At 43.4% G+C, this 25,583-nt stretch carries 22 protein-coding genes; all 22 read right to left on the bottom strand.

Annotated elements, in window-relative coordinates; all coding sequences use genetic code 11:
* Positions 1-88 precede the first annotated feature (88 nt).
* The 22 genes from M6D81_RS22485 to M6D81_RS22380 all read right to left on the bottom strand — a co-directional run bounded on the left by M6D81_RS22485 (position 89) and on the right by M6D81_RS22380 (position 25,512).
* Complete coding sequence (locus M6D81_RS22485; RefSeq protein ID WP_262679336.1) at positions 89-3,922, bottom strand: DUF5704 domain-containing protein; 3,834 nt, start codon at positions 3,920-3,922, stop codon at positions 89-91.
* A gap of 3 nt (positions 3,923-3,925) precedes the next feature.
* The gene (locus M6D81_RS22480; protein ID WP_262679335.1) at positions 3,926-5,032 is read right to left on the bottom strand and encodes a copper amine oxidase N-terminal domain-containing protein; all 1,107 of its coding nucleotides are present in this window, start codon (positions 5,030-5,032) and stop codon (positions 3,926-3,928) included.
* Positions 5,033-5,147: 115 nt separating this feature from the next.
* Positions 5,148-6,137, bottom strand: coding sequence for a hypothetical protein (locus M6D81_RS22475; RefSeq protein WP_262679334.1), 990 nt, complete (start codon positions 6,135-6,137; stop codon positions 5,148-5,150).
* On the bottom strand, positions 6,124-6,675 hold the full coding sequence (locus tag M6D81_RS22470) for a hypothetical protein (RefSeq protein ID WP_317259159.1): 552 nt from the start codon (positions 6,673-6,675) through the stop codon (positions 6,124-6,126). Before M6D81_RS22470 ends, M6D81_RS22475 begins: the two co-directional genes overlap by 14 nt.
* Positions 6,672-7,064: a hypothetical protein gene (locus M6D81_RS22465; protein ID WP_262679333.1), complete on the bottom strand. Its 393-nt coding sequence runs from the start codon at positions 7,062-7,064 to the stop codon at positions 6,672-6,674. Before M6D81_RS22465 ends, M6D81_RS22470 begins: the two co-directional genes overlap by 4 nt.
* A gap of 69 nt (positions 7,065-7,133) precedes the next feature.
* Positions 7,134-7,613, bottom strand: coding sequence for an ABC transporter permease (locus tag M6D81_RS22460; RefSeq protein ID WP_262679332.1), 480 nt, complete (start codon positions 7,611-7,613; stop codon positions 7,134-7,136).
* Between the two features lie 67 nt (positions 7,614-7,680).
* The gene (locus M6D81_RS22455) at positions 7,681-9,750 is read right to left on the bottom strand and encodes a hypothetical protein (RefSeq protein ID WP_262679331.1); all 2,070 of its coding nucleotides are present in this window, start codon (positions 9,748-9,750) and stop codon (positions 7,681-7,683) included.
* Entirely contained in the window at positions 9,740-11,608 is a 1,869-nt protein-coding gene (locus M6D81_RS22450) for a CpaF/VirB11 family protein (RefSeq protein ID WP_262679329.1), read from the bottom strand. Before M6D81_RS22450 ends, M6D81_RS22455 begins: the two co-directional genes overlap by 11 nt.
* On the bottom strand, positions 11,605-12,435 hold the full coding sequence (locus M6D81_RS22445) for a hypothetical protein (protein ID WP_262679328.1): 831 nt from the start codon (positions 12,433-12,435) through the stop codon (positions 11,605-11,607). Before M6D81_RS22445 ends, M6D81_RS22450 begins: the two co-directional genes overlap by 4 nt.
* A gap of 18 nt (positions 12,436-12,453) precedes the next feature.
* On the bottom strand, positions 12,454-13,161 hold the full coding sequence (locus M6D81_RS22440) for a hypothetical protein (protein ID WP_262679327.1): 708 nt from the start codon (positions 13,159-13,161) through the stop codon (positions 12,454-12,456).
* 12 nt (positions 13,162-13,173) lie between these two features.
* The gene (locus M6D81_RS22435) at positions 13,174-14,280 is read right to left on the bottom strand and encodes an SAF domain-containing protein (protein WP_262679325.1); all 1,107 of its coding nucleotides are present in this window, start codon (positions 14,278-14,280) and stop codon (positions 13,174-13,176) included.
* 46 nt (positions 14,281-14,326) lie between these two features.
* Positions 14,327-14,938, bottom strand: a complete 612-nt coding sequence (locus M6D81_RS22430; RefSeq protein WP_262679324.1) for a hypothetical protein — start codon at positions 14,936-14,938, stop codon at positions 14,327-14,329.
* Between the two features lie 2 nt (positions 14,939-14,940).
* Positions 14,941-15,114 (bottom strand): hypothetical protein, encoded by a 174-nt coding sequence (locus M6D81_RS22425; protein WP_262679323.1) that lies wholly within the window; start codon positions 15,112-15,114, stop codon positions 14,941-14,943.
* A gap of 77 nt (positions 15,115-15,191) precedes the next feature.
* Positions 15,192-16,127 carry a ParB/RepB/Spo0J family partition protein gene (locus M6D81_RS22420; protein WP_262679321.1) on the bottom strand — a complete coding sequence of 312 codons (936 nt, stop codon included), beginning with the start codon at positions 16,125-16,127 and terminating at the stop codon, positions 15,192-15,194.
* The gene (locus tag M6D81_RS22415) at positions 16,075-16,902 is read right to left on the bottom strand and encodes a ParA family protein (RefSeq protein WP_262679319.1); all 828 of its coding nucleotides are present in this window, start codon (positions 16,900-16,902) and stop codon (positions 16,075-16,077) included. Before M6D81_RS22415 ends, M6D81_RS22420 begins: the two co-directional genes overlap by 53 nt.
* Positions 16,903-17,250: 348 nt before the next feature.
* Positions 17,251-17,706 (bottom strand): hypothetical protein, encoded by a 456-nt coding sequence (locus M6D81_RS22410; protein ID WP_262679317.1) that lies wholly within the window; start codon positions 17,704-17,706, stop codon positions 17,251-17,253.
* 285 nt (positions 17,707-17,991) lie between these two features.
* Positions 17,992-19,185, bottom strand: coding sequence for a hypothetical protein (locus M6D81_RS22405; protein ID WP_262679315.1), 1,194 nt, complete (start codon positions 19,183-19,185; stop codon positions 17,992-17,994).
* Positions 19,186-19,237: 52 nt separating this feature from the next.
* Entirely contained in the window at positions 19,238-21,250 is a 2,013-nt protein-coding gene (locus M6D81_RS22400; RefSeq protein ID WP_262679313.1) for a coiled-coil domain-containing protein, read from the bottom strand.
* A 1-nt stretch (position 21,251) separates the two neighbouring features.
* Positions 21,252-21,725: a hypothetical protein gene (locus M6D81_RS22395; RefSeq protein WP_262679311.1), complete on the bottom strand. Its 474-nt coding sequence runs from the start codon at positions 21,723-21,725 to the stop codon at positions 21,252-21,254.
* The gene (locus tag M6D81_RS22390; RefSeq protein ID WP_262679309.1) at positions 21,726-22,670 is read right to left on the bottom strand and encodes a hypothetical protein; all 945 of its coding nucleotides are present in this window, start codon (positions 22,668-22,670) and stop codon (positions 21,726-21,728) included. It abuts the gene before it with no gap.
* Between the two features lie 1,214 nt (positions 22,671-23,884).
* Positions 23,885-24,445: an AAA family ATPase gene (locus M6D81_RS22385; protein ID WP_262679308.1), complete on the bottom strand. Its 561-nt coding sequence runs from the start codon at positions 24,443-24,445 to the stop codon at positions 23,885-23,887.
* Positions 24,446-24,729: 284 nt separating this feature from the next.
* Complete coding sequence (locus tag M6D81_RS22380; protein WP_262679307.1) at positions 24,730-25,512, bottom strand: Cof-type HAD-IIB family hydrolase; 783 nt, start codon at positions 25,510-25,512, stop codon at positions 24,730-24,732.
* Positions 25,513-25,583: the final 71 nt, after the last annotated feature.

Here is a 25,583-nt window from a genome sequence, read left to right as displayed (position 1 = left end):
ACTGCTTCGTCAGGTGCTCGGGACGGACGGAGTAAAACAAATAAAAGTCGTCACCCCCAAACATGCCTGTTCCTCTCGGCTGGTGAATTTAGTGAGTGCCTCCTGTTCCAAAATCGTCATAGCTGGACAAGTCGGCATGATATAGCACAACATCGCCATCCATGGGGGCAAACGTGTTGCCGAATGGGTCAACAAAGCTGCGTTTAAACCCTTCCATCTGCCATTGATTGTTCAGCGGCGCGTGAATGTATTGCAAATATGGATTATTTATTTCTCGATTGCGAATCGTTTCAATCTTGAAATTGACGATGATATATCCGTCCTTCAAAAAAATAGGCGACTTATCATCCAGCCGATTTTTGCGACCATATTCAGCCAGATTAAATCCTTTCGGCACGGCATATGGCGCAGCAGGCAAGCTGTATTCTCCGTACCACTTCTGAACGGCAGCATTGGCACGAGCAGCATTAACACCGGAAGGCACATTCATACTTCCGACAAAGGTACGAAGTTGCGACGGCAGCAATAGCCCATCATAACCTCCGGTTAAAATTTGCTTTTGTGCAGCGTCTTTTAAATATTGTTGTACATACGACGCCTGACTGCCCGACGAACCGTTCAGACTCCACTGTGATCTGGCTGTATTCGTTAGCTCTTGCTGCGACACATTGCGCAGACGGGTATCCAGCGTCACCAACCGCTGCTCGGTATCTTCCGTGGAACCGATCCGAATAAACCGCTTATTGCCCGAATGATAATACAAATCCACCTGTTGCCGGTTTTTCCCCTGCTTGTCAACGAAGTAAAAAGTAGGCGTAATCCTCACACCGTCGCCCGCGCCAAACATGTTGCCGAGCGTTTTGACTTCAAATTTGAAGTGATAGCCTGTTTTAACAGCTACATTTTTCTTGCCACTATCAGGGTGACTGCCCGGTCGAATCGGCAACACATAAGGAGCGGAGTTGCCGCGTGGCGCACCATCTATGCCATTCATGCCAACCCAAAAAGCTTTTCCTGTCGGCGTGGCGCTACCTGTTTGTGTACGAAATACAGTTTCCCACTGGTAGTCAGCAATATCGGTTATATGGAAGTCGTACAAACGACCAATGACCTCGACGGGTACAACCTGCGTAGCGACATGATGTGATAAGTCGAGATTGGCATTGGGCTGCGATGTAAAAGATGCTGGACTGTTCTCGGCAATCGTACGAAACAGCACATCATAGTTCCCCTCATCCACCCAGACGGGCAAATAAAAAATTATCTGCGTCTGGCTGACCGGAACAGATACCCATGTGTCTTTCGGAATAAATGTGGTTCGGTCTGTTCGGTATACATCAAACGGAAACCGAACTTGCTTATCTTTCATGTATTTGGCGTAATCCCGATTTCCATATCCCTTGATGCTCTTGTGTCGGCCGTTGGTCGGAATCGTGATTGTGAATGGCCTATCGAGTATAAGCGCCGACCGTCCGGCAGTGGGCTGTGTTTTCTGATTATGCGCCCGATCATCGGATACGGATGCCTGATTCACAACAGGCGTATGCACCGTCACTGGATTGATGCCACTTATCGCAAAGCTCTGGTTTTGTCCTCCTCCTATACCTTTGATGGGTGAATAGTGGATCGTCCCAGTACTGGATTGATTGGCTTTGTTGCTTTTTGCTGCATCAATCAAATAACCACTGCCATATAGGACATTCTGACCGATGGTTGGCGGGGCTGGAATCGTCCCTGGAGCCGGGGCGGTTTCCTCCACCGTCCGATTATCCATAATCGTCTGTCCATTAAAAATCAACGAATCATTTTTCACTTTGATTTTGCCAATCGCTTTTTCGGCCTCGTTCTTCCAATTTTCATTCGGAACGGATGGGCGACTAGACCCACCTTGAACCGTTTGGCCGGAAAGTGTGACGTTAGCATAAACCGGATCAACAATATGAGCGTTGATGGACGCATCGTGCGTAGCGGTAACCGATGGTGGCGTGTAGCTATTCGGCTCTAACGTCACCGTTCCTGATGGCAAGGCATAATTGGCGAAGGCCGCTTTTTGAATGCCGTATACCTCCAAATTTTGAATCGTCCAATAGTTGTATTTGCGCTCAATCGTGTAATTTTGTGTCACGGTCTGCGAATCAGATCGTGAAATCGGAATCGTTGTCGGATGTCCATCAGCATCTGGTGGACCAGAAATATATTCAGTCCAGCGAAGCGAGTAGGTACGGCTAACCGTAATCGGGTACGTCTTTGTACCTTTTACTTCCGTAAACTTGTTACGGAATAAATACGATTTGGCTGTCGCATTTACATATAAACTTTCGGATGTAGGGATACCCTGTTGCACATCGAATCGTTCGGCTCCTCGTGCATCAGCCTTAATAACGGCAGACGCACCAGCATCCATCATTGCCGACTCCTGAGATCCGCCCGGCATCGTTTCTCCGCCGTTACCGCCTCCCTTATTCACCGTATGAACAGCGGTTGAATCTCCCGACTGATCGCTTGTATCTTTCACGACAACAGTGATTTTGACGGTAACATTGGAGCCGGAAGCAAACGGAATCTTGATTGGAAATGACTTTTGAGCAGAACGACCGCTTAGTGTACCCGACTTATCGCTGGATACGGCTAGCGTTGCATTCTCTATTTTTGTAATTTCATAAGATTTCAATGGTTGCTGTGATTTTGCTTCAAAAATAAAAGTCCCGTCTACCGTGGTGACCGAGGAATCAACTGAGCTTTGTGCCTCGATTCGAGACGTTACCGTAACCGGAGAAGGTATTTTATATATCCCGATAAAGTTGGAACCGCCCGTTCCTACCAAAATAGAACGTTCCCGCAGTTTCGTGTCTCCTTTTTCCTGAACGAAATTCTGTTCATCCGGTTTGTTGTTATTGGTAATGTAGGAGCGGATGATTTCATACGTCTGCCCGGCATTTGTAAGGGTCGCTTCAAAGGTATGATTGGCTTCATCTCCGGTTGAAAAGACACCTTTGTCCAGTTCCTTGAGCTTCGTGCCATCTTCTTTTTGATAAATAGCCTTAACTGGATTATGTTCCACATATTCGGCAATCGCATCTGTTCCTCCCAATGCAACTGTAAAGCTGCGAATGCGCACTTTATCATTGGTTGCCGGATCTTCCTGCAACCAGTTTTTCTGCGTAACATCCTGCTTGGGAGATAAATAGGAACGGACAATCGAGTACGTTTTGCCACCGTCCTCAATCGTTGCTGGAAATTCATGATTGATCGTTTCGCCGATCTTGTACTTCCCCTTATGATAGGTCACATCTGATTGATTGATTACCCGTCCACTCACCGTCTTGGCGATGACATCGACCGGAAAGTTGGCACTGCGGTAAGGGATGTGTAAGCCAAAGTAATCATCCAGATCATCTGGAACTCGCCAATCTTCAGCTTGCTTAATACCAGATAAGGTATAAAAGGGACCTTTCCGAACGGAACCATCCCCATTAATCGAAACCATCACAGCGTAAAAGTAAAGATTATCGTTATCTTGAATGCCGTCCATGCCAGCCTGCCATAGCCGCTGCGTAACCACATCTTCGGATATCTCGTAATACGATGTCAGCGGTTGCCCCGGTATCGGGGGATTGGGATGCTGCCCAGTGTGCTGCACTTCTTGGTCCAAAAATAGCGCATGCGGCTTGCTGCGCGGATCACTGCACTGTTTAGGTAAAGTCGCCGTACAAACTTGATCCCTGGTGACGACCCAACCTACTGTTCGATAACGAATGGAGGTGCTTGCTGCCGTGCTTGTAATTTCAAACTGTATCATGCCATCGCGTATGATAATTTGCGGAGCAGCGGCATTGGCTGGTTGCACCACAATAAAAGGCATAAAAAAAGTGCATGCCAGTAGCATACACAATACACGTTTATAAAGTTTTATACTGTTCATAGATCATTCCACCTTTGAAATGGTGTGGTTATAAAACAAACTTGCCGCAGGAGAAACTTTTAATGTGCTTCCCCAATCGCCGCCAACATTCGTTGCCATCTTAATGTCTGTATATCCTTCATACCACACCTTTTTTTCAAAATCGGCATTCTGCGGAAACCATTCATCATAAATTAAACGCTCAGGCTTTTGAAAAGAAATGAATTGTATTCGAAACTTGGTGCGAATATGATCCGATCCGAACCCGTCATGAAAAATCATAGATGGCTCTGGGTCTAAGTAGCCGATGATTTGAATTTGGTTTTTTTTAACCCAATCTACATATTCACGAATATACTTCAATTCCGCATCAGAGTTTCTCATCTTCGTATCCAACACAGCTTTAGCCCATGTATCGTCAATTGTTTTGTAATCGACGTTCAACCAAAGCGCGCCGAATGTTTTCAAACGCTTCATCCATATGTCTATATTGCCCTTATTGTATTCCGGTTCGTTAGTGTACAGTTCAGTAGCCACTTTGCTTCGACCAGGCCTCGCATACGGATAGCCCATTTCATACATTTCATTTGATACATCTGCCAAAATATAAGGATAGTCCTTCGCGTTCTTCGGCAAATTGGTTGTGCGAATAAGACGGCCCCATTCATCATACTCGCCAGTTGCATCTTCCTTAGTAAAGATGAATACTGTCGATGTAGGATTGTCCCATTCTACTATTGCTCCCAACACTTCGCTCACAAAGCGGAGCGGAACAAACGTCCGACCGCCGCTCAAAATCGCTTTCGTATCAAATGCGATTTCCTTACCATTCACCGTTGCCAAGTTACTACCAATCGTCAAGATGATGGACTGATCGCTTCGCTCAATCGGGATCGTCTGATTTTTGGATTCCCATCCGACCTTTGCGCCGAGCGATTCGGCAATAAAGCGCACTGGCACAAGTGTCCGCCCATTTTCATCTATAAATGCTTGTGCATCGGGAAACCAGAATTTTTGTCCGTCCAACACGACACTGACATACGATGGAGGACGGCTTGCAGCGCTCGCAGTTACACTAAATAAACTAAAAATCAGCAGCGTAATAAGTCCTGCACAAACCCATCTTTTCATATTCTTTGCTCCTCTCAAATCGAATAATAGCCTTGGAAGATTAACCTGTCTGTTGTCAACATCATAAAACCGATTCAGCAATATGTCCACTGTCTCAACAAGCCTTATACTCTATCTATCTATGGGCAAGTGATAAGGGACAGACAAGCGGCATATAACCTTTTTCGGCGGCCGCCTTTTCACTGGAAAACGTTTCTTCGATCGGATACGAATACCTACATGAACTGCGGTAATACACTTTCATATTTCCCTTTTTAGCCCCGATAATATCTGCACGTTTCATCACACGACTTCCACCGAGCGCATAACTGTTATAGACTTTTGCCCCCATTGGAATCCCTTGTAAAAAAGCCAGCATACCTACATCATCCACCGTGTTGTTCCATTCCTCATCCGAAATGAGCGGCAAGGTAAAAGAGTAGGAGAAGCCGCTCTTGAAAACCGTCTCATTGTAACGGTTGATTCGATAGGCCAGCTCATCCTGAATGGCTTGTACAATCGTACTTCGGCGCACTTGCTCAAACAATGCCGCGTCCTGTAAAAGTGGAATGGACGTTTGATGTCCAATGTCCTGCCGCAAGCCTTCATACCAGCTACGGCTTGACGCATCGTAAGCCAGCACCTCTTGATCGAGCGTAAAGGAAAGGCTATTGCCTGCCGAATCGGTATAGGCATAGGGCTTTTTCATTCCCCAAACCGACTTCAGAACAGTTTTCCCATCCGCACCTGTCCATTCATCCTCGGCATAGACGTAAAAACCGTCATAACCAACAATCACGATTACCGGGACATAGCGGTGCAATACACCTTGCGCTACCGGATCGCCAGCTACACCAAAACCGGCATTAAGCGTTCGGAAAAAGACTTCCAGCGCTTCCTCCTTGTTCAAAGCCACACGTTTAGCAGATGCGTACTCTGCTTCCTGCCGCTGATTGGCATTCAAAACCAGCATACTCGCAGCATCGTCTACCGCCGCATCCAATGCGGCATCATATCGTAATTCAGTAAGCTGTATGTGACGAAGCGTTTTGGTTTCAATTTGGTTGATGGTCGCAAACGGCACAAACAGCAGAACACCGACAATCGCCCACTCAATCCACTTCATTTCTTATCACCCCGCCGTAAGGAATGACTATTTTTTCATTCGGACTGATCGTGTTGGCTAAGAAATCAAAATACAAGGTGCCTGCTGTTCGATTAACATTCCGAACGACAACAGAAAAGTGATCACCTACATGCATCTGGTATCGTCGACCGGGATCATCCTTTGCCGCAGAAGTACCCGGAAACAACACAGATAATATATCCGCCTGATAATAGGAATCATAGTGTATTTCATACGTATTTTGAAACGTTTCCGGCCTTGTTGGATCAAGATAAACCGGCACGTACTTCTTACTTCCATGCTCCATGTCTACCACAAACGTATTGCCAGTCGCTGCAAGTGCGGACATCAAGTCATTGTACATCGTCGGTGTTATACCGCCCTTATCCCGGACTGCATCGACAAATTGTGTTGTTGCGCGTAAAGCGACCAACTCAGAGATATCGTCTTGCTGCTCGAATGCAGCCGAAATGGGGTAAAGATAGAGCAGCAGCACAGCGATCAGTACAGCAAATAGTTTCAAAAAACTGTTCATCATGGCAAGCTCCTCACCATCAACCGTTGCAAGTCGCCATCCATATTTCGTTCATACGTGGGCACATAGCGGGCTTGCAGATTCACATTCGCCGCTTGCAGCCACTCCCGATTTAGTGGCGGCGCATACTGAACACCATCCACGATTATTTCTACATCACCTTCTTCAAGCCGGGCGATGGTATGCAACACTTCTGCCCCAGATCGAGTGCCATCACCTGCCAGCGGAGAATACGTCTGATGCAAACTACGGTCTTGTTCCCCACCGGATAAATAGGTGAGTGCATTAAGACTAGAACCAGTGTGAAATAAAATGAATCCACTTGTTGCAGCCATCAGAAAAATGAGCAAAGCCACACTCATCTCGATCATTTGTTTTGGTGCATAATCCATAACATCCTCCCCTTGCTATACAAGGCATCCAGCATAGCGCCGGATGCCTGTACAACGGTCACTTTTCCATTACTGCTGACGGAAGATAATACCGCGAATGACATTACTGCTGTCGAGCACCAGCGATGCGCGGAACTTGCCGCTTGGATTGACATAGTTAATATCTGCCTCGTCTACCGTTTGACTGACTTGACCAGGAGCGGTTCCCTCAATCATGCCATACGTAACGCTGTCTAGCGGAACACTCGTATTCACTATCTTGCCATACCATTGGCCTGTCGGATTTTTTCCTGTCACGATTTGAATACCGAATTGATCTTGGTCACGGAACTTACGCAAAGCGTTGACCACTTGGCTACCCGAAAGTGTCGTGTTGTCATACACGGTAAACGCCGTTTGCGATAATTCGGTTTGGATATTGCTAAAATTACTTTGCGCTGCTTTCGTGGAATCCTGTGCCGAAGTAAACAGGACGACCGCGAGTGTAATGAGGGCAATGGCAAGAAAAATACCTGCGGCCATCACCAATGCTTTTTGTGCGTTGGACATGTGTCAATCTCTCCTTTTATTTGGGAAATAAAAAAATGCCTTCCGTTTTGGAAAGCGTCTGTGCTGATTACTGGATACGTTGAAGCTGATCATAGTACATGGTCATCTGCTGTAGACTCACAACGACAAGCGGGATGACCAAATAACCAAAGATTAGCGACATAAGGGGCGCAAACCCGATCAGACGACCCCAGCCAGCTTTTTGCTCAATTAACTGCTCATATTCTTGTTTGCGCTGTTCTCTGGCAAAAGCTTGTTCCGATTCAAGATCATCAAACGCCTGTTTGATCGGTAAATGCTGCATCGCCAGTTCCAGCTTTTCAATCGTTCGGGTAAACGGCAAAAAAGGCGCATCCTCCTTGAGTTGCGTGAGCGATTGCTCCGCACCATGTTCAAAATGAAGCAAACACGTTTGCAACGGTTCTTGAAAGATACGGGCGAACTGCTCCATCCACATCAAGAGCTGTTCGACCGACATGCGTTCCATGCCAACCAGCATACCAATCACAACCTGTAACTGGTCTACTTCATGCTTCATCTCCATTTGCCGCATATGCCGTCTAAACCAACGTATGCCGACAGGCATCGCATAACCGCCCCAACCTGCAGCGATGGCCAGCAACCCTTCCCACCAGGCAAATAGCGGTTTGTCCAGTTTTGCTAGCTTGCCCAAAATACGTCTCGCAGCTGGTCGAAGCTGCTCATCCTGATCTTGAACATTCATTTCCTTACGTAACAGACTCATCACCGTATTTTCGTTGCGCGGCCTCACCTCCTTCAATTGTGAAAGCATGCGTCGATCCAGTAGAGCGATCTCATGTGCCTTTGCTTCTTCCTCTGGTGACAGTTGGCCAAACATCGTCCCCGGTTTTACCGGTGCGTACAAGATTTGGTGCCGATCTGTCACGGTCAAGGCAACAAATAGACCCAGTACGACAAAAAAAGCAATACATCCGGCTGCAATGCGTTGCACATAAAACCATTCCAGTCGTAGTGGGGAAGCTGTATCTTTAAGCAGTTTGGTCACGCGTTCTGCTTCCGCTGATCCCGGCATCGGACCAAGTCGATGAACAAGTGAGCGCATCCACGGCCAGCTATACGCCCGTTGTTCCCATCTTTTTCGGCTGGTAGGGCGGTTCGTAATATCCAGTTCTGAGATATTACGCAATAGAACATAAGAAATCCATACGATAGCAAGCACCGCGATTTTAATGGCCCAACCCCAAGCACTCCCATAAAACGTATCCATCGCTGGAAAGTAGTGACTCGCCCAAGCTTCAATCGGATGTGTGCCGAGTAGAGGAAGTAGAGCAATGATGGACAATCCTTGCAGCAGGTAGCCAAGCCGCTCCCTGCGCAACAATTCCAAATTGAGTTCGCCTGTCAATTTTTCCAGTCCCTTAAGGTACACGGAACCCGTGTCGCTTTTGGGATCACCGTGTTCTTTTACCAAGTGGGATAATCCCGCTATGCCTTGCAAATAGCGATTCGGTGCAAGTTCCACGTATTGAGCCAGCTTTTCTTCGCTATCGCTAGCGGATAACGTTTCGTAGAGCGCCTGTCCATGAAGTGTCATCTCATATGGAGCACCATCCGCTGCGTCATAAATCGCTTCTTCGACCATCCCATGCCGATGATAATGATGCCGAACATCCCCCATAAAGTTTCGGAGTTGCCGTAATAGCCGTACTTCGAGCCGATGAACCCCCATATCCGATAGTATTCCGTGTCCAACCCATAGACCGATGCCAAGCATGCCCCATGTAAAAAGGTCTCGCACCATAAGCACAATGGGAATGGCAATTAGAAGCAGTAATCCCCAGATGAATAACACAGATTTCATGGTTTCTAACCGCAGCTTCCATTCATCGCCCAAACTCAAAATCGCTAGTCGTCTACGGACATGAACCAAATACGTCCGTAAGATGGGCACTTGCTCACACAAGCTGTATAGCTTCTGCAACCCACTATACAGAATTTGTCTTCTCGTCGTTTTTCCTGGCTGGCGCAGGGCTTCATATCGGCGCACCGCTGCCACTTCCGTATTGCGGCGAGACAACCACATATATGCGGCAAGAGCGATTAAAAACAATACGGTTGCCATACCTAGCAGGAGGGATAACCATTCACGATCCATGCTCGTCCCCCCAATACACTGCGAGAAACGCATCGAAAGCAGCCTGATCGGGGCCGCTTAAATGCCCTGCAATCTCTCCCCGATTTTGCTTAGATAGCGGATGAACGGCAACATACCGACCGTCTCGGTACTCGATGATATTGCGAGCCGCGTACAAAGGACGATCCGTGGAGCGCCGAAAATATTCAAGTACGGTTTCCATAAAAGCCGTTAATCGTTCGTCCGTAGTCATGTCCCCGCGAAAGGCCTCCGGGTACGCCGTTTCCTGCGATATCGGAACGCACTCTGTAATACGCTCAATGTAGCGCCGTCCATCCACATCGCGGCGCAGGTGGATGTCGAAGTTGACCACACTGACTACCTGCTGCTCGGCGATACGTTCGTTTGTAAACACACCGGTTTTAAGCAACGAGTTGCGCAGCGATAAAACCAAGTCACGAAACGTTTTCGCATGATGGGTAAACAGCGTAAAAAGGGAAGCGACTTGCGCCATCTGCACCATCCAAGCTGCGACCGGATCAGTCGCAACTTCGCCCAAAATATTCACAGAACCATCCGTTTTCTTTTGGATGTCCAGCCCTTCCTGGCCTGAAATCGTCTCTGTTTCGCGCAGACTGACAATATTGCGATGCGGATAAATTTTGCGCAATTGCAGTTCAAAACTCATTTCCTGCACTCGGATCGGCAACACGGCGGATATATGACGAACCATCGCCATCAACAGTGTCGTTTTTCCGCTACCTTGCGCGCCTGTAATCGCTGTAATGCGCGCACCTGATACCAAATAACGAATCAGGTTGATCGGAAGCTCTGCTCCTTCATCTTGGATTAACTGTTCCAACATGGCGCTTTGCACATCAAATTTGCGCACAAAAAAAGCCCACGATTCACTGAACCGAGGGCGCAACACAACAACGCGAGAGCCGTCTGCCATTTCATTGACCTTGTATCCGGTTGCTTCCGAAAGCTGACCGGGAAAATTATGCTTGTAGATGTTTTGGCAGACACGCCGCAGTTCCTGTTCCGAACCAAAGGAAAGAAACCGAAGTTGAATCGACTTTCCTTTATAAAAAATCCAAACACTTTCATGCGAGCGAGGCAGTGCCTGTGTTTGTATCTCCTCATCATACGTCCAATCCCCTTCCCACATGAGCGGGGGCAGACCGGACACACCGCCGGACACACCATCAATTCGCATATCGCGGATCTCATCAATAACGCTATAACCTTTGTAACGCTGATATATCCGCTGTACAACAACTTGGATTTTATCGTCTGTTGTCAGACGAGGAGCTTCCTTGGAGTATATGCTTTGAACATCCTCCACTGTTATACAGTACGATTCTAACTGCCCATCCTCATCCCATTTCAGCTGATCCAGTTCATACGTTTGAATCAACTTATCCAGTGCGTGCAGTCGTTCTCGCTTTTTATATAGGTAAAGCAAAATATCAAACTGATCTTGCGGGGTTAACCGCTCCGGTTTATGAAATGGTAATAGTAAATTCAGATTTGCGTCATCCAATTGATAGTGTTGCGCAAGTACATCTGCAATGACTTGCTTTACATATTCCTTATCCCTTATATCCCCGGAAGTACAACCGCGCAATGCCTTCTTTAGTTCCGCACGTTTATTTTTACGACGGCGAAAATCCTCTGCTGATAATCCGTAATCATTCAAATGGCTACTGGTCAGTTCATGCAACGTCCCCTTAATGAATGCTGTCATAGCTTCAAACGTATAAAGCGGTACAGTAGGCTCTTGTTTCGGCAGGCGGCGACTCATCCGCATATAAAGGAAAAAATACACGAGTAACAGCAGCATTCCTAAGATAAAGGCATTCAACCAGATCATCATCGTGTACCATCCTCCCGCCCGCCAAAGAAAGGACGGTCCGCCCCAGCACGTTTCGTCAAGGCATGTGCCAGCTGTCGTATTTGATTCACGAAAAGATAGTTTTCATGCGTTCGCGTAAGTCGTTGGTTACGAAACCAATAGCTGGTCGCACCGCCATATTGTACGGCATCTAGCCATCCCGTATTATGAACTACAGGATGTACATGTGGCAGATCAGGAAATTGACGCATCAGATTTTTGGCAGACAATCGCGAATGAAGGTCATATTGACCGATAACAAACAGGGTCTTTCTTTCTCGCAGTAACGCAAATTCGGATGACCCAAAGAAACGTTCGAGCAACAGTCGATTTTGTGGTAAACAAATAACCAGCACGTCTGCTGCCTCCCATAATCTATTTGCTCCTTTACCACTGCCGCCGTCAATGAGAACCAGATCATACGCACGTTTTGCCATATCGAGAAGCGGTATAATCCTCGTTTGTGAGGCGTCTTGAAATAAATCATCCGACTTCAATGAACCGGGCAATAAGTCGAGACGATCTTGCAACAGCGGCATGGCATAGTCTCGCAACATGCCATACTCTAGTTTTCGATTTTGCAAAAGCCGAAGCAATGCGTCGATGCCCACATCTCGCGTATGCCTTTCACCCATTACTGATAACGTAAAGAACGCACGAGCAACAGCAGCATATTCGCTTTGTACATGCCCGAGCAGCAATACACGGGCGGAATATTCCATGCCCAGACACGATGCAAGGGCAATCAAATTAGTCGTTGTTCCAGCTTGTCCCGCAACAGGACTCCAGAACACAACGGTCGTTCCCATAGATACTCAGTCTCCTTTCTACCACATTCGGTTGCGTTTCCGAACGCTCGACCAGGCCTTTCTAGCTGCTTTGCTGTCACATTCGCAAAGCTGTTGCAACATCGTCAGCAGGTTTTGTTTATACGCGCCCGACAGCCCTCGAAGCTGGATACGGCTATGATGCTGATTATCCAGATCGACAGCGACATCCCGCTCATCAAGCAGAAATCGAAACTCCGTTTCCTCCCATTGCAATTGGCGCGTGCGCGTATCTAATCGCCATTCGGACAAGGTACCCATCAGGGCAGGAGAGAGCATCCGATAAAACATCAGTGGTGTTGTCGCCTCATGCAGACATAAGCGAACCAACAATTCCTCGTTACGTAGCAAGGAGTTGCGTTTCCCGTCCCAACACCATACCCGTTTTTCATAGTTGGACACTTCCTTCCCCGCAACAAATTCCGTATGATCGGTATCCAGCAGCATAATGTCATAATCCGTTGCAGTGATCGGCTGCGTCAACCCTTGTTCTAGTTGCCTGCCATTGATATAACCATAGGCTACATCCATTCCCTCGAACTCCTGTATGGCACTTCCAGGTGTAGCATGTGGCAAATAGCCCTGTACCGATTGTGTCATTGTTGAATCGACCAACAACACCTTGCGATTTAGTTCCGTCAGCAAGCGGCCTAGTACCAAGAGCACATGGCTCTTGTCCGCCGTGCCGAAAAAAATAATCTTTTTCATACATGTTCTCCTTTACTGGTTGAAGATATCATTCCATTTCTCCTCATCTGATTGGTTCTCATCATCCGGTACAACGCTTGGTTGCGTGTCCGTAGAGGGCGATGCTATAGGGTCATCTTCCACTACATCAGACGGGATTTCAGTCGGCGCTGGTGTTGAAATTGGTTGCTGCTCATCTATAGCAGGTAATGTTGGTGGTAATTCAGTAGGTGACTGCATTTCGTATATGGCGTTGCCTTGCTGCGTTGTCGTGCGTTCGTTTTGCAACTGCTGCTGTACTGTGACACTACCACTCGTAGCACGCAATTTGTCCGACTCGCTCATCGCCTTAAGGTTGTTATCCAACGTTTCTCGCAGCTTGCGCGCTAGTTCAGTCTCTGCAACTTCCAGTAAATTCGGATCATTTTCCATTAGATCGAGAACCAGTGGATTAGCTGGATAATTTACAATCGCAGCTTCCTGCAATCCCGGCTCAAGATAGGGTAGTGCATACAGGCGAGCGCCTTGCAAATACGCATCAACGATGGCACTGGATGTTTGCAAAATATCCAATTCGTTCATCTCCAACCAAACCACCATGCCAGATAGCTCACGCACCCTCTTTTTAGACAACAACACAAAGTCCTCGCCTGTAGGAAAACCAATTCGCACATCGATAAACTGCGTAGGTTTAAGATTTGAAGGAAGTTGGATAACCTGAAACTCTTTAATTCTCAAGTCCTTCGGAATCGGCTGACCCTCATAGAGGAGGGAAGATAACAGCGGTGTCCCCGGCGACAGTTCGACTTTGGCGCTCTTTCCAATAATGGCTTCACGGTCGGTAATCACGCCCGGTGGAACGATGGTGACTGGCATGGGTACAGCTTTGAGATCAGCAGCAGTCAACATATTTCCCGCCTGAACGGTTTTAACCGTTGTCCATACGTTCCTTTGATCCTGCTTCTCTTGCATTTTGAACTGCTCGATTTGCTGTTCATATGCTGCTTGCATCCTTTGGTGCTGTTGCTGCTGATCGGTGTGCTGAATCATCAGATACACGGATGCGGCAATCAACAGGCAAACGCTAATTGCGATTGTTCCGATCACCAACGCTTTACGGTGACGATAGCTCCATGACATAGTTCACTTCTCCTTTCATTTATACAGAAAAAAGTACGCACTTCTCTTAACGCGCGTCATCCCGCGATCGCGGCTTCGATGGCGCTTTCTCCGCTTGTCGTTGCGCCAGCTTTTCAGCTGCCCATGTTCGTGTATGCTCCGGCTTGAGAAAGCCCATCAGGTCCTCCCGGTTATAACGGTATTCATCGCCTGAATAGAGTGTTTCTGCATAGACTGCTCGTCCGCGAGAGTTTCCCGAAGCCCCGAAACCTCCCGTTACCCAAATCAACTGATGGTCTGCCGTTTGAAATGCTGGCCGCAGCCACCCCGGACGAACGACGACAATCTTACCCGTGAGATCATCCTCACCCTTGATCGGGATGCAATGGGTCGGTTGGATGAGAGGCATCGGCTCCGCGATCACAGCACGCTCGGTCTGGAGTTTCTCGATTTCCCACTGCATGAGCTTGGTAAACTCCTGCATGGCGACAAGATAATCCGCATATCCTTCCGCACCATAATACTGATCGATGCCAAACAAATTGTTCTTGTCGCAATAGCAAACCAAATAAGGCTTTTTGTCATTGGTTATGTCGATGCCCAAAACGACCTCCACTCTGCCAATGGGCAGAGCATGATAAACCTCATAATCACCAGCCATCCGTTTCTCCTGATCCATCGCTATCCCTCCAACTGCCGTTTGCGGGTTCGTTTCTTGCGACTGCCATCGGCTTGCTTGTCCCTGTCTTGTAACAACGTCTCTGCTTCATCCAAGTTTTCAGGATGCCGGGAAAAGCCCGGTTTTTCTTTCATCAGACGTTCATATTGACGACGTTTTCCTCTCGTAAAATCCATTGAATTTTCTCCTTTCCGAATATAGGCATAAAAAAAACTCCCCCTTGTGGAGAGTTGGTGTGTAGCTTTGTAATGTCTTATCGTTCCTGATCCCGTTGACGTCTTCGATACCAAGATTCGAGTAGTTGAACAATAAGGTCTTCCTTTTGTCTCAAGGTGAAGTCCCGTGGGAAGAAACGGTCGACCCGTTCTCCCTTGATCGTGAGCTTTTCTTTCTGATTCGGCTTCTCCTCTGTAAGAATCGAGAAGATGACGTCCACGTTTAGCCGTCCATCCTGGCTCAGTTTTTTCATGCGCTGCGCTTGTGCCAGCGAAGGCGTACAGTCCTCGGACTGCATCGTTTCAAATAAAGTCTGCTGTTCTTTTTCGGCCAAGTAGGATAGTTCTACGGCTGGATTAAAGGCAATTTGCTTATCGTCTACCATTTCGAGAATAGATGGCGTTAGTTCGGTCAGACGGATATAACGCTGGATTTGTCTGCCGCTTTCCCCTACATCTCGACCGATAATATCAGCACTTTCTAACTTCCCGACAATTTGTCGGGAAGTTAAGTCGGTTCGCTGTCCTTGCCGATTCATCGCCTCCAGCTTCATCTTATAGGCAAATGCCTTCTCGCTTGGCGAAATATTTTCCCGTTGCAGGTTACTATCTACCATAATGATTGTTGCCTGATCATCGTCCAACTCCCGGACTATACAAGGAATTGTCTCCATACCTGCCAATTCGCTTGCTTTCATGCGGCGATGTCCGGCAACCATTTCATAGCCGCCACTTGACTTAGGACGAACAAGACCAGGAACCAAAACGCCATATTGTTTAATACTTTCTGCCATTTCCAGCATCGCTTCATCAACATTCACCTTAAAGGGATGACTGGGAAATTCACTAATTTCCGCCAGCGGAATATCCATCACTTTTTCACGTTGCGCATCAGCACGGCCATCCTCAGTCAAAAATAAATCATCGACTTGGGTCAGCTTGATGCTGGCGCGCCTGTCTTCTTTCGCTGCCAAGCGCGTTCACCTCCTTCGTAAAAGAGGAATAGGCTTTTGCTGCCCGACCGTTCGGATCATACGAATAGATACTCATACCTTTGGAACTCGTTTCGGCTGCACGAATGGATAGAGGGATTTCCGTTTGAAACACTCGCAACTTGTCCCCGTAATCACGCCTGAGAACAAAAGCAATGTCTTTAGCAAAATTCGTTCGGTTATCTACCATCGTGAGCAATACACCATCCAGTACCAACTTCGGATTGATCTGGCGGCGAACACGGGCAATCGTCTGCAAGAGTTGCGTCATACCCTTCGCAGGCAAATAATGCGCCTGTACGGGAATAATGACGCTATCTGCCGCTGCTAAAGCATTGATCGTCATCATACCAAGACTAGGCATACAGTCAATCAGGATGTAATCGTAATCTGCTCTTGCAGTTTCAAGATAAGAACGCATTATGGTTTCCCGGCTCATTGTATTTACTAGGGAAACTTCGACTGCTGATAGCTCAATATTGCCCGGCATAAGATCAACACCTTCATGATGATGTAAAATACCTTCAAATGATTCACAAGGCTCCTCCATCATCGTTTTACTTAACAGAGTAGCTAACGACACAGGCAAACTATCTGGCTCGTTAAATCCTAAAGCATCGGTCAAATTGCCCTGTGCATCCGCATCGACTAGCAGTACTTTTTTTCCTTTAGCGGCTAAACCGATTCCTAGATTAACTGCCGTCGTCGTTTTGCCCACGCCACCCTTTTGATTGGCGAGTGCAATTATTTTTGACATGTACACTTCTCCTTTCACGCAAAAAGCCGGTTGCTCTGATATTTTCAGTGCAACCGGCTTTTTAAATAGTATCTATATAAAAAGAGAACGCCGCAAAAAGGGTGTTCTCTTGGAGAATCAATTATTAAGCTTCTAAATCAACAATTTCGGTAGAACGGAGTCACTATTTGATTGAATAACCCATTTTTAATTCAACTATCATACCTGCCTGATTCAGGGATACGTTTATTTAATTATTGCGCTCGATTATGGAACACTCGTTATTCAACAATAATATAATTTCTTTAGGTCTACGCACACAACACCTATTGAAGCACCAAATATATTAAGAATGATATCATCAAATTACTATTCATAATAGTGAATTCCATTTCGGATAGTTGGCTCTTTAATATAACCGTTACCCTCTATAATAAATTCGCCATTTCCTGATGTAGCTCCCGCAAATACACCACGTATAACCACAAATCCATTATTTGTTGTAGTACCAACCATCCTCGCACTTTCTTCAATAACGATTTTGGCTCCTAATGGAATAGATGTTGTTCCGCTTAAATTACCTTTGATTTGTACAATAGCACCTTCATATAGTGAAACTGTACCACTTTGTTTTCCACCTATATTTATTATTGCACTTGCACCTTCATAGACTATTAATGTTCCAGATAGTTTTCCAGAGATGAACAATGTTCCGTTTTCTACGTGAACAGTACCTGAATGTTCTCCGAATATTTCATAGTCATCAGTAACTACTAATTGCGGTACTTTTTCCCCATTTATAATATCATACCCATATTTACTCATTCAGAAATCGCCCCTTTTTGTATGTTCAATATACCAAACTTGAAATGTATAAAAATCTATTTATTATTCAACTGGGCTGTGAAAAGTTCTTAAGCCTAAGAAGCCCGCGAATCTGCGTCAGTAGAGGACGAATCTTGCTTAGAATGAATAATTTGTGTTACCGAAAGCGGCTTATTTTGGACATACAGCCGAAAAATTGACTGACGCAGATAGGCCACCACCGTCGCTTCCGAGACAATCGCTTTGTGTTGGGTTGGGAATAAGAACATGAACTATAACAAAATGCTACATCTTCTCTAATATTTCATCAAATAGCCTTCTGTAAGTTGATGGCAAAGACACACTTGTGAGTTTATACCAAAGCTCTTCACTTATGTCTATGTTTTCAACACACCAAACCTTATAATGACATTCCTTAGTTGTATAATAATCAATTTGAATTTCTTTATTAGAATGATCATCTTGCTTTTCACTATATTCTTCAAATGGATATTGATTTATAGTGAAATCTACATGAGTAAATACCCTTCTTACGGGATAATATTTCCCGTGAACAAATATCGTTTTAATGTTCCCTTTACTTTCAGTTCTATCGATAAACGGTAACTGCTCCACTTCAATATGCCAAAATTCTTGATTAGCAATCACGTCATAATCCTTTTTAATGACCATGAGTAGTTTATCATACGTCTCAGGATTATAATGTACCGTAATATTTTTCAACTTATCAAGTTTTGTATCAGAAAAGCGAAATGATATTCCCCTAAACTTTTCAAACTGTAGAAAATGTGAAATATTTGCCTCTTTTAGAGGAACGGATAGTCTCTCATCTAATCTCAAATAAAAATCAGCCGCTTCTAAATCAATACAGTTAATCATTAAATTGAACACTGCTGGCATTTTATCTAGAAACTCAATTGGCTCTCGATCTATAAATCCGTTATATAAATAGTATTTGCCATCATAGACAAAACCGTCTTGGTTAAAATCTATATTAGATACTTTGGTTAATTTATAATCATTGGTTTGATATGCAAATCGTTCTTCATTTACAATAGAACGAAAATCCCAGTCACTATATCTGTTCCCATCTAAAACAAAGCATGCAACTGCACAAGATAATATTCCTACATCAATGGTGATATCGGCTGGCAAATCCGTTGCTCTGTCTGCAATATTATATCTTTCTAATTCGTTTAGATTTTGTGATGTACCATATAATAGAATACATTGTGAAACAAAGAAATAAGAAGGATTATCTTCCGAGTTAGCAATATACTGTATTACCTCGCCTTGGGACAACCCACTTTCTTCAATCAAGCAACTAATATGACGGCATATTGATTTCAAAAAAAACGGAATACCGTTCCATTTAGTACCACTAAAAATACGCCAGAGAGGCAGCCGTAAGTGTGCTGTGTAATAACTCACAGTTCGGAAATCTTTTAAAGCCTTTATATTAATAATTAGTTCTTCCATTACTTTTTCACCTATTTTTGATTCAAATAAAACCTTAAGCCAAAAATTTATCTTAAATAGTATACGGTTTTATTATATACTCGTCTCCTAAATCAATGATTTTTACAGTTAATCCTTGGGTAATACTTTTTATTTCCCCCAAAGTTAACGAGGAAGCAATAATACTTTGGCCACCTATTTTTGACAAAGAATTAAACAGTTGTTCAGTACTTTTTATATTCATTTGCTGTTGACCTGGCTCATCCATTAATATTACTCGGGGATGATTACCACCAAGATGATTAGTTAAATAATGCATTGTCAATGTAAATGCCCATTTTAACCTAATAAAATCACTGGCAGAAGAGTCAAATTTAATGTCAAATCCACGCACCAGAGGTGTATACTTATCCAATGAGATCTCGATATCTTCTAATGGAGTACTACTATAACCAAAATCTTTTAAGTAGGCTCTAAATTTACTTTCGAAAACCTCTAACTTCTCTTTATCTAGTTTTGAGAAGAACTCATCTGGAATCTTACTCACTTTTTTTAAGTATTGCTCCCATTGTTCTTTTAAAAAATCAAGTTTATTATCTAATTCATCAAAATCATTTTTTGCTTCTTGAAGTTCCTTTACTTTCCATTTCAAATTAATTGTTTCCTCAACGTCTAAATTAGAGACCATTCGGGGATCTTCTCTTAGCTCTAACTTCAAACTTCGTAGTCTTTTCCTTTCTTCTTCAAGTGCCACTGTAATAGCTCTTAGCCTTCTATTCTTGCTATCTATTACATTCTGTGATTGACTAAGTGCAAATTTCAAAGTAGATAACTGATCTTTAATAAACTTGATATTTTCCTCAATTGACATAGGTTGAAACTGTATATCTTGGGGAAGTAAAGTTTCATGAATATTTTGATTACAAGTCGGACAAATTCCTTGTGCAACGTATAAGTTCTTATCCGAACCAAGATCAAACAATCTTTTTGCATCCTGATTACTTTTTAAATCCTGCTGTAGTTGTCTCATGTTCTCTTCTAAAGAATTCTGATTGATAATACTCGAATTAATTTCTTGTCTAACTGAATTAGCCTCACTTTGGAGAACCAAAACTTTTTCTTCAATTCCATCTATCCTTTTTTCATGCTCATCCTCAACATCTTTTACACTCCTTACTACATTTGACCTTTTATTAAACTCGCGAATACTATCAGAAATTTTCTCATCTAAGTTAATTAGATCTTGATTTTTGTCATACACAAAAATTTCATAGGAAGACAGTAGCTCAGGTTTATCAGGCAATCCTACGACGGTTCCTTCAATTGAATTTGCTTTTTCTTTAATAGCATTAATAAGATTCGACCACTCTTGCGAAATCAACGCCTTTTCAATCCGTAGTTCCTCTTTCTGCTTGCTATTCTGTAAAACATCAAGTCCAAGTATGAATTCTATTGCTCTTGTAGAAAGTTCTCTTATACCATAGTTAGTTGAAGGTTGAGCATAGAAAGTGCTCCACCCCTTTAGTTGCTCAATAAAAAAAAGCGGAAACAAAGTTTGAATATAAAGTAATCGTTCTTTTCCTTCAAACGATGGAACAAATGGAAGTTCCCATTCTAAAAATTTTACCAAAAACGAATGGAATCCTGCTTCATTTTGAGCTGAGCCACCGAGATGAACATAAAAATCTTGCTTTATGAATACTGTCGAAGACGTTAATGAAGGACCGAATTCAACTTCGATTAATCGTTCCTCCCTTGCGGTGCTTATAATCCATCTTCTTATTGTAATACTCTCGTTTTTAGAATTAGAAATTTGTAGTTCAACATTGGATTCTAATACTTTAAATTTACTACCTTGATAAGTTAACTCTTCCCTTAAAACTGGTTTCATTGTTTTTCCATTTATTCCGCCAAGCAATTCTTCTATCCCTAATGCGTATAATATAGCGTTCATGAGTGAACTTTTTCCGGTAGAATTTTTTGCTCTTACTATATTCAGCCCTTTTGTGAAGGTGGAAAAAGTCTCAAATGAGCCGTTATCAGTTAAAACATTCAGTTTTAATGCATCAATTATTAATTGTGGCATTTTAGCGTGCCCTCTCTTTAAATAAAATTGAAATAACTTTATCAGTAATATTTAATCTAACTTTTTTCAACAATTTTTTTTCTGATGTAAGAACATCCGCTTCTTTCATGATTGCTTTAGCAAATTCTTCCCCTTTAGAACTCAATGTAAACTTTCCTGTTGTGTGACTAAAAGTAATTAGCTTGTCAGCAACTGCAAATTGAAGCGCTCTATTGACACTTGGGTCCATGCTTATGAAAGGAGGGGTTATTAATGGGTCCTGGATGAGTTCCAGGAGGATTTCCCCTCTTTCTGATAATTTAAACGCCCAATTTAATAATTGGAATTTTAATAAATTTGCACTTTTACCCCTTGAGGCCATGAAAAGAATTAAAACAATTTGCGCAACTTTAGTTACAGGCCTATACTCCGGGGATACAGGTATCTTTCTACGAGTAAATATGATTTTTTTTGCATATTCATACGGTAAATCCAATTAACTCACTTCCTCGAAGTCAAGTGGGCAACGTACTAACCAGTCTGATTCAGCTTCTCTCATAAAATCTTCTTGTAAAACAAACGAAATCATTTTACCAAAAGACTCGCTTTCCAAAGCCGATCTATATTTTTCTTGAATTGATTTAATGAATTCCCTTGGCTGAAGACTTGTCAATAGTAACTCCTGTTCAATATGTGTTTCTATCCCACTTTTAATGCGAACTACCTTCTCTAATAAAGTGGGATGACTATCGCGTAATTCATTCATGACGTTCTGGCCCTTAATTAAGTTCCTAATAACAAGGTCAACATATCTATTAGTTAAAACACTGGCGTTACTACTTCCCTCGAATAACTTTGCAATTTTTTTAAACAATATTTGAACCGACTCTGCCTCACATTCCTTCCAATTAATTACCTCCTGAACGCTTGGAGTAGCCACGTTGACATCTATTTTTTCATTAAGTACCGCTTTAACATAAAGCATCTCTTCTACAAAGAATTCTTCATCTTGGACCAATACGTCAAATCCATCATCTAGTATTTCCTTCAAATCTATTTTCTCTCTAAATTCCCTTGCTTTCTCTTGGCAGTGAGAGATGAGTTCTTTATTTCTTACGATAGGTGTTAGAAATATCCATTTTTTTATTTTCGTATTCCCTAAGTATCGAAGTAGTTCCTTCTTATTTTTTGAGAGCTTATTGAGGTCAGTAGTAATTTTATCCCTCTGTGCCTCATACAGTTTTCTGCTTTCGTATTCTTCATCGGGACAATAACACTGAAAGACAATACCGCTCCTTGTAAACCCCTCAACCCCTAAATCACCATGGGTATGTGCAGACATTTCTTGATATCCGTCTATTTCATATTTTCTTTTAAGAAAAAGCTGGCATGCTTCCTCCCAGGTATCACCATTATAACTACCATAACGAGTCCTTATCATCTGCAACCCCCCGCCTTTTAAGCCGCAACATGAATTATTGATAATTAAATCGAGACTTCCGAACTAAAAAACCGCATATAATGACATAATTCTACGCCGATGTACCCAATACCTTCCAAACATATGTTTTGATTTCAAAAGTATGTATCTTTGTAAAGAGTAACATTCAATTTGAAATGGAGGGAACAAATTGTAGAACAATCAAAAGTTTATTTCCAATGAGAATTAACGAATTCTACATCTCTAATTGATTTTGTTAAGTCACATGGCTACATTCTTAAAAACAGTGGCTACTATACGCTTCGACTTCGTTAAAGTAATTGCCTGCTTCAATCAAAAGGCGGTGGGTTGCAAACCATAACAGATGTCAATCTTGGTATTGATTTCGCGACTGAAGGCAAAAAGGCATTGTTACCACGCTCTTCACATGCTTGAATTCATTGAACACGTGAATCAATTGAATTCATAACACAGATATGTATCGTTCAACTATAATAAACTCATCCAGCAAACGGCGGTTAACCGTCCTCATAGGCTGTCGCCTCTCCCAGGATCACTGCAAGCCGCCCCCATTGCGATAACTGTGGCTAGACGGAAGTATCATTATCCCTCCACATGAATCATCGCCTAAATGATGCCATCATTTATTTTTTGCATTAGTAGTGATCGCTCGCATCCTATTAAGATGGTCGTGGCGTACCTGCAGAACGGCTTTCCCCTTCGGGACATGCGAGGAACGTACTGGATAAGATAGATATGTAATTTTCAAAGGGCGCGAAGGAAATCCCCCTCTACCTCCCTGTTCATTTTTGAAATGAAATCGGACCCTAACCTTTAATAATCTTTTTCGGGCAAACAAAAAACGGCAGCACAGAAACCCGTATAGGGTTCTGTACCGCCGATTTAAACAAAAAAATCATACACTTGCGGATCGTCCAATTACAAGATATGCTCAATTTATCAGCTTCGTATATCACGTAAAAATCAGGTGCGTATATCTTTTTCTGCGTATATCCCATTTGCGCCTGGTTCATATATCTTAGCTGAAATAATCAAAGTTATGCGAAGACGAAGCGAGAAAAGCGAAGTAGGAGAATGGTATAAAGCCTTATGGGATAAGGGATTCAGGCATTTCTGAGGAGTCAAAAAGTGGTTCGTATAATGCATTGTTATACGAAGGATCTGACTTCTTTGAATTCTCCCTCAAACGCTCTCTAGATTTTAAATCGATCTTTTATCATGTCTGCTACTTTTTCTGGTGTTAAATTCGTATTATTAATTTTCATGTAATTCGACTCTTCAAATTCTCCTGGAAGCGAATTTAGTCTATGGTTTTCCATTGTTCTTAAAAGATCACTTTCAGATTGTTCGAGATTTTTTTTAGTCGGTTTATGTAACAAGCGATTTTCGGTTTTATTCCGTTCTAGTCTTACTTCTACATCAGCTTCAAGTTCTACTAAATATACACTTCCTCCCTTTGATTCAAATATATGAGTCAAGTTTTTAATGTACTCCCAATCTCCTGGGAGATCCAAAGCCCAAACAAATGTAAATATTAAACCTTCTAAGTCACTGGCAGCTACTTCTTCAAATATTTCCTTTCGGAATAGTCCAACTAACCGCTTTCCAGATTTGCTTCCATAACTAAAAAAATGTGACACAAGTTCGATTGTCATATGGTTGTGAAATAGTTTTAGATCCGTTTTTCTTTCTAACTCTTGGCCAACCGTCATTTTCCCAACGGCTTGAGGACCGAATATGATCACCAGTTTCATAAGAATCCTTTCTGAAGCAGAATTTATATTCTTGGAATTTGCAGTTAATGGGTTTTCAGATCTTTCGTATAACGTTCTTGTATTCACGAACCCTCACTGCCTTAAACGACCGGAGGGAGTGGCCGCGACGCGGTTAGGCAGTGCAGGGTTGTCCGGCTCAATAAGCTTCCCTGCTACTGAATTATCTTCTTCGAAACCTCTTCTTCCTGCTTCGGTCCGGACCTAGGAGACGGAGTCGACGCAGCGTGAATACGGTGTTATAAGATGTCCCCGCCCTCGAAGCGTTACAAAACAAAATATTTCTCCAAAGCGAAGCAAACTCCATCCTCATCATTAGTCTTTGTCACATCATTAGCAATTCTCTTTACCTCGTCCGGAGCATTTCCCATGGCTATCCCCATCCCGGCAAATTGAAGCATGTCGATATCATTAGTATAATCCCCAATAGCTATCAGTTCTTCAGGAGCAATCTGGTATTGATCTAATACATACCGTAAGGCATTTGTTTTGAAGGTGTTTTGATGTACGATTTCTTTATAATGTTCTCCGTCTGCTCGTTTCCTTAAATGTTCTCCATACTCGATATGTTGCCATCCATTTGCAAATCGATGATCCGAAATAACTAATTTTATAATCTGCTCTTTTACTTGTAGGAGATCAGTGGTAATTTCACACATCGTCTCGTACTTTTGATAATGTGCTTTATGAAAATCACTGACCGTTTCAACATAATATTGAAAAGGAGTATTCACGGCAATATGTATATCTCGTTCCCGGCAAATCCGAATAGTTTCTTCCACATCTTGAACTGGAAAGGAATTCACGTTAAGGACTTTCTTCTGTCCAACGTCAATTGTTGCGGCTCCATCTGTTGAAATTAATAATCCAGTAAAATTCAATTGGTCAAGAATTCTAGTCATTTGTACAAAATACCTTCCAGTGGCTAGTATAAGTAAAACACCAGCATCTGATAATTGGATTATTTTCTCCCTGTTCTTTTCACTAATTTGACCATGTGAATTTAATAAAGTTCCATCCAGATCAAGTGCAACGGCCTTATAATTCACTTCATGCACCTTCTTTCATGATTTTTATGTTCTGCGGGGATTTCTTATAACGTTCTTGTATTCACGAACCC

This window comes from Paenibacillus sp. J5C2022, from assembly GCF_025567625.1.
In the GTDB taxonomy this organism is placed as follows: domain Bacteria; phylum Bacillota; class Bacilli; order Paenibacillales; family Paenibacillaceae; genus Pristimantibacillus.
This window is presented reverse-complemented; position numbering and strand designations above follow the sequence as displayed.

What these genes read in the sequence shown, in the direction of transcription:
- M6D81_RS22480 (WP_262679335.1), bottom strand. Translation starts at nt 5,032, where the DNA reads ATGAAAAGATGGGTTTGTGCAGGACTTATTACGCTGCTGATTTTTAGT.
- M6D81_RS22400 (WP_262679313.1), bottom strand. Translation starts at nt 21,250, where the DNA reads ATGCCACAATTAATAATTGATGCATTAAAACTGAATGTTTTAACTGAT.
- M6D81_RS22470 (WP_317259159.1), bottom strand. Translation starts at nt 6,675, where the DNA reads ATGATGAACAGTTTTTTGAAACTATTTGCTGTACTGATCGCTGTGCTG.
- M6D81_RS22440 (WP_262679327.1), bottom strand. Translation starts at nt 13,161, where the DNA reads ATGAAAAAGATTATTTTTTTCGGCACGGCGGACAAGAGCCATGTGCTC.
- M6D81_RS22435 (WP_262679325.1), bottom strand. Translation starts at nt 14,280, where the DNA reads ATGTCATGGAGCTATCGTCACCGTAAAGCGTTGGTGATCGGAACAATC.
- M6D81_RS22410 (WP_262679317.1), bottom strand. Translation starts at nt 17,706, where the DNA reads ATGAGTAAATATGGGTATGATATTATAAATGGGGAAAAAGTACCGCAA.
- M6D81_RS22430 (WP_262679324.1), bottom strand. Translation starts at nt 14,938, where the DNA reads ATGGATCAGGAGAAACGGATGGCTGGTGATTATGAGGTTTATCATGCT.
- M6D81_RS22455 (WP_262679331.1), bottom strand. Translation starts at nt 9,750, where the DNA reads ATGGATCGTGAATGGTTATCCCTCCTGCTAGGTATGGCAACCGTATTG.
- M6D81_RS22415 (WP_262679319.1), bottom strand. Translation starts at nt 16,902, where the DNA reads ATGTCAAAAATAATTGCACTCGCCAATCAAAAGGGTGGCGTGGGCAAA.
- M6D81_RS22485 (WP_262679336.1), bottom strand. Translation starts at nt 3,922, where the DNA reads ATGAACAGTATAAAACTTTATAAACGTGTATTGTGTATGCTACTGGCA.
- M6D81_RS22385 (WP_262679308.1), bottom strand. Translation starts at nt 24,445, where the DNA reads ATGAAACTGGTGATCATATTCGGTCCTCAAGCCGTTGGGAAAATGACG.
- M6D81_RS22450 (WP_262679329.1), bottom strand. Translation starts at nt 11,608, where the DNA reads ATGATGATCTGGTTGAATGCCTTTATCTTAGGAATGCTGCTGTTACTC.
- M6D81_RS22425 (WP_262679323.1), bottom strand. Translation starts at nt 15,114, where the DNA reads ATGGATTTTACGAGAGGAAAACGTCGTCAATATGAACGTCTGATGAAA.
- M6D81_RS22390 (WP_262679309.1), bottom strand. Translation starts at nt 22,670, where the DNA reads ATGATAAGGACTCGTTATGGTAGTTATAATGGTGATACCTGGGAGGAA.
- M6D81_RS22405 (WP_262679315.1), bottom strand. Translation starts at nt 19,185, where the DNA reads ATGGAAGAACTAATTATTAATATAAAGGCTTTAAAAGATTTCCGAACT.
- M6D81_RS22465 (WP_262679333.1), bottom strand. Translation starts at nt 7,064, where the DNA reads ATGGATTATGCACCAAAACAAATGATCGAGATGAGTGTGGCTTTGCTC.
- M6D81_RS22460 (WP_262679332.1), bottom strand. Translation starts at nt 7,613, where the DNA reads ATGTCCAACGCACAAAAAGCATTGGTGATGGCCGCAGGTATTTTTCTT.
- M6D81_RS22445 (WP_262679328.1), bottom strand. Translation starts at nt 12,435, where the DNA reads ATGGGAACGACCGTTGTGTTCTGGAGTCCTGTTGCGGGACAAGCTGGA.
- M6D81_RS22475 (WP_262679334.1), bottom strand. Translation starts at nt 6,137, where the DNA reads ATGAAGTGGATTGAGTGGGCGATTGTCGGTGTTCTGCTGTTTGTGCCG.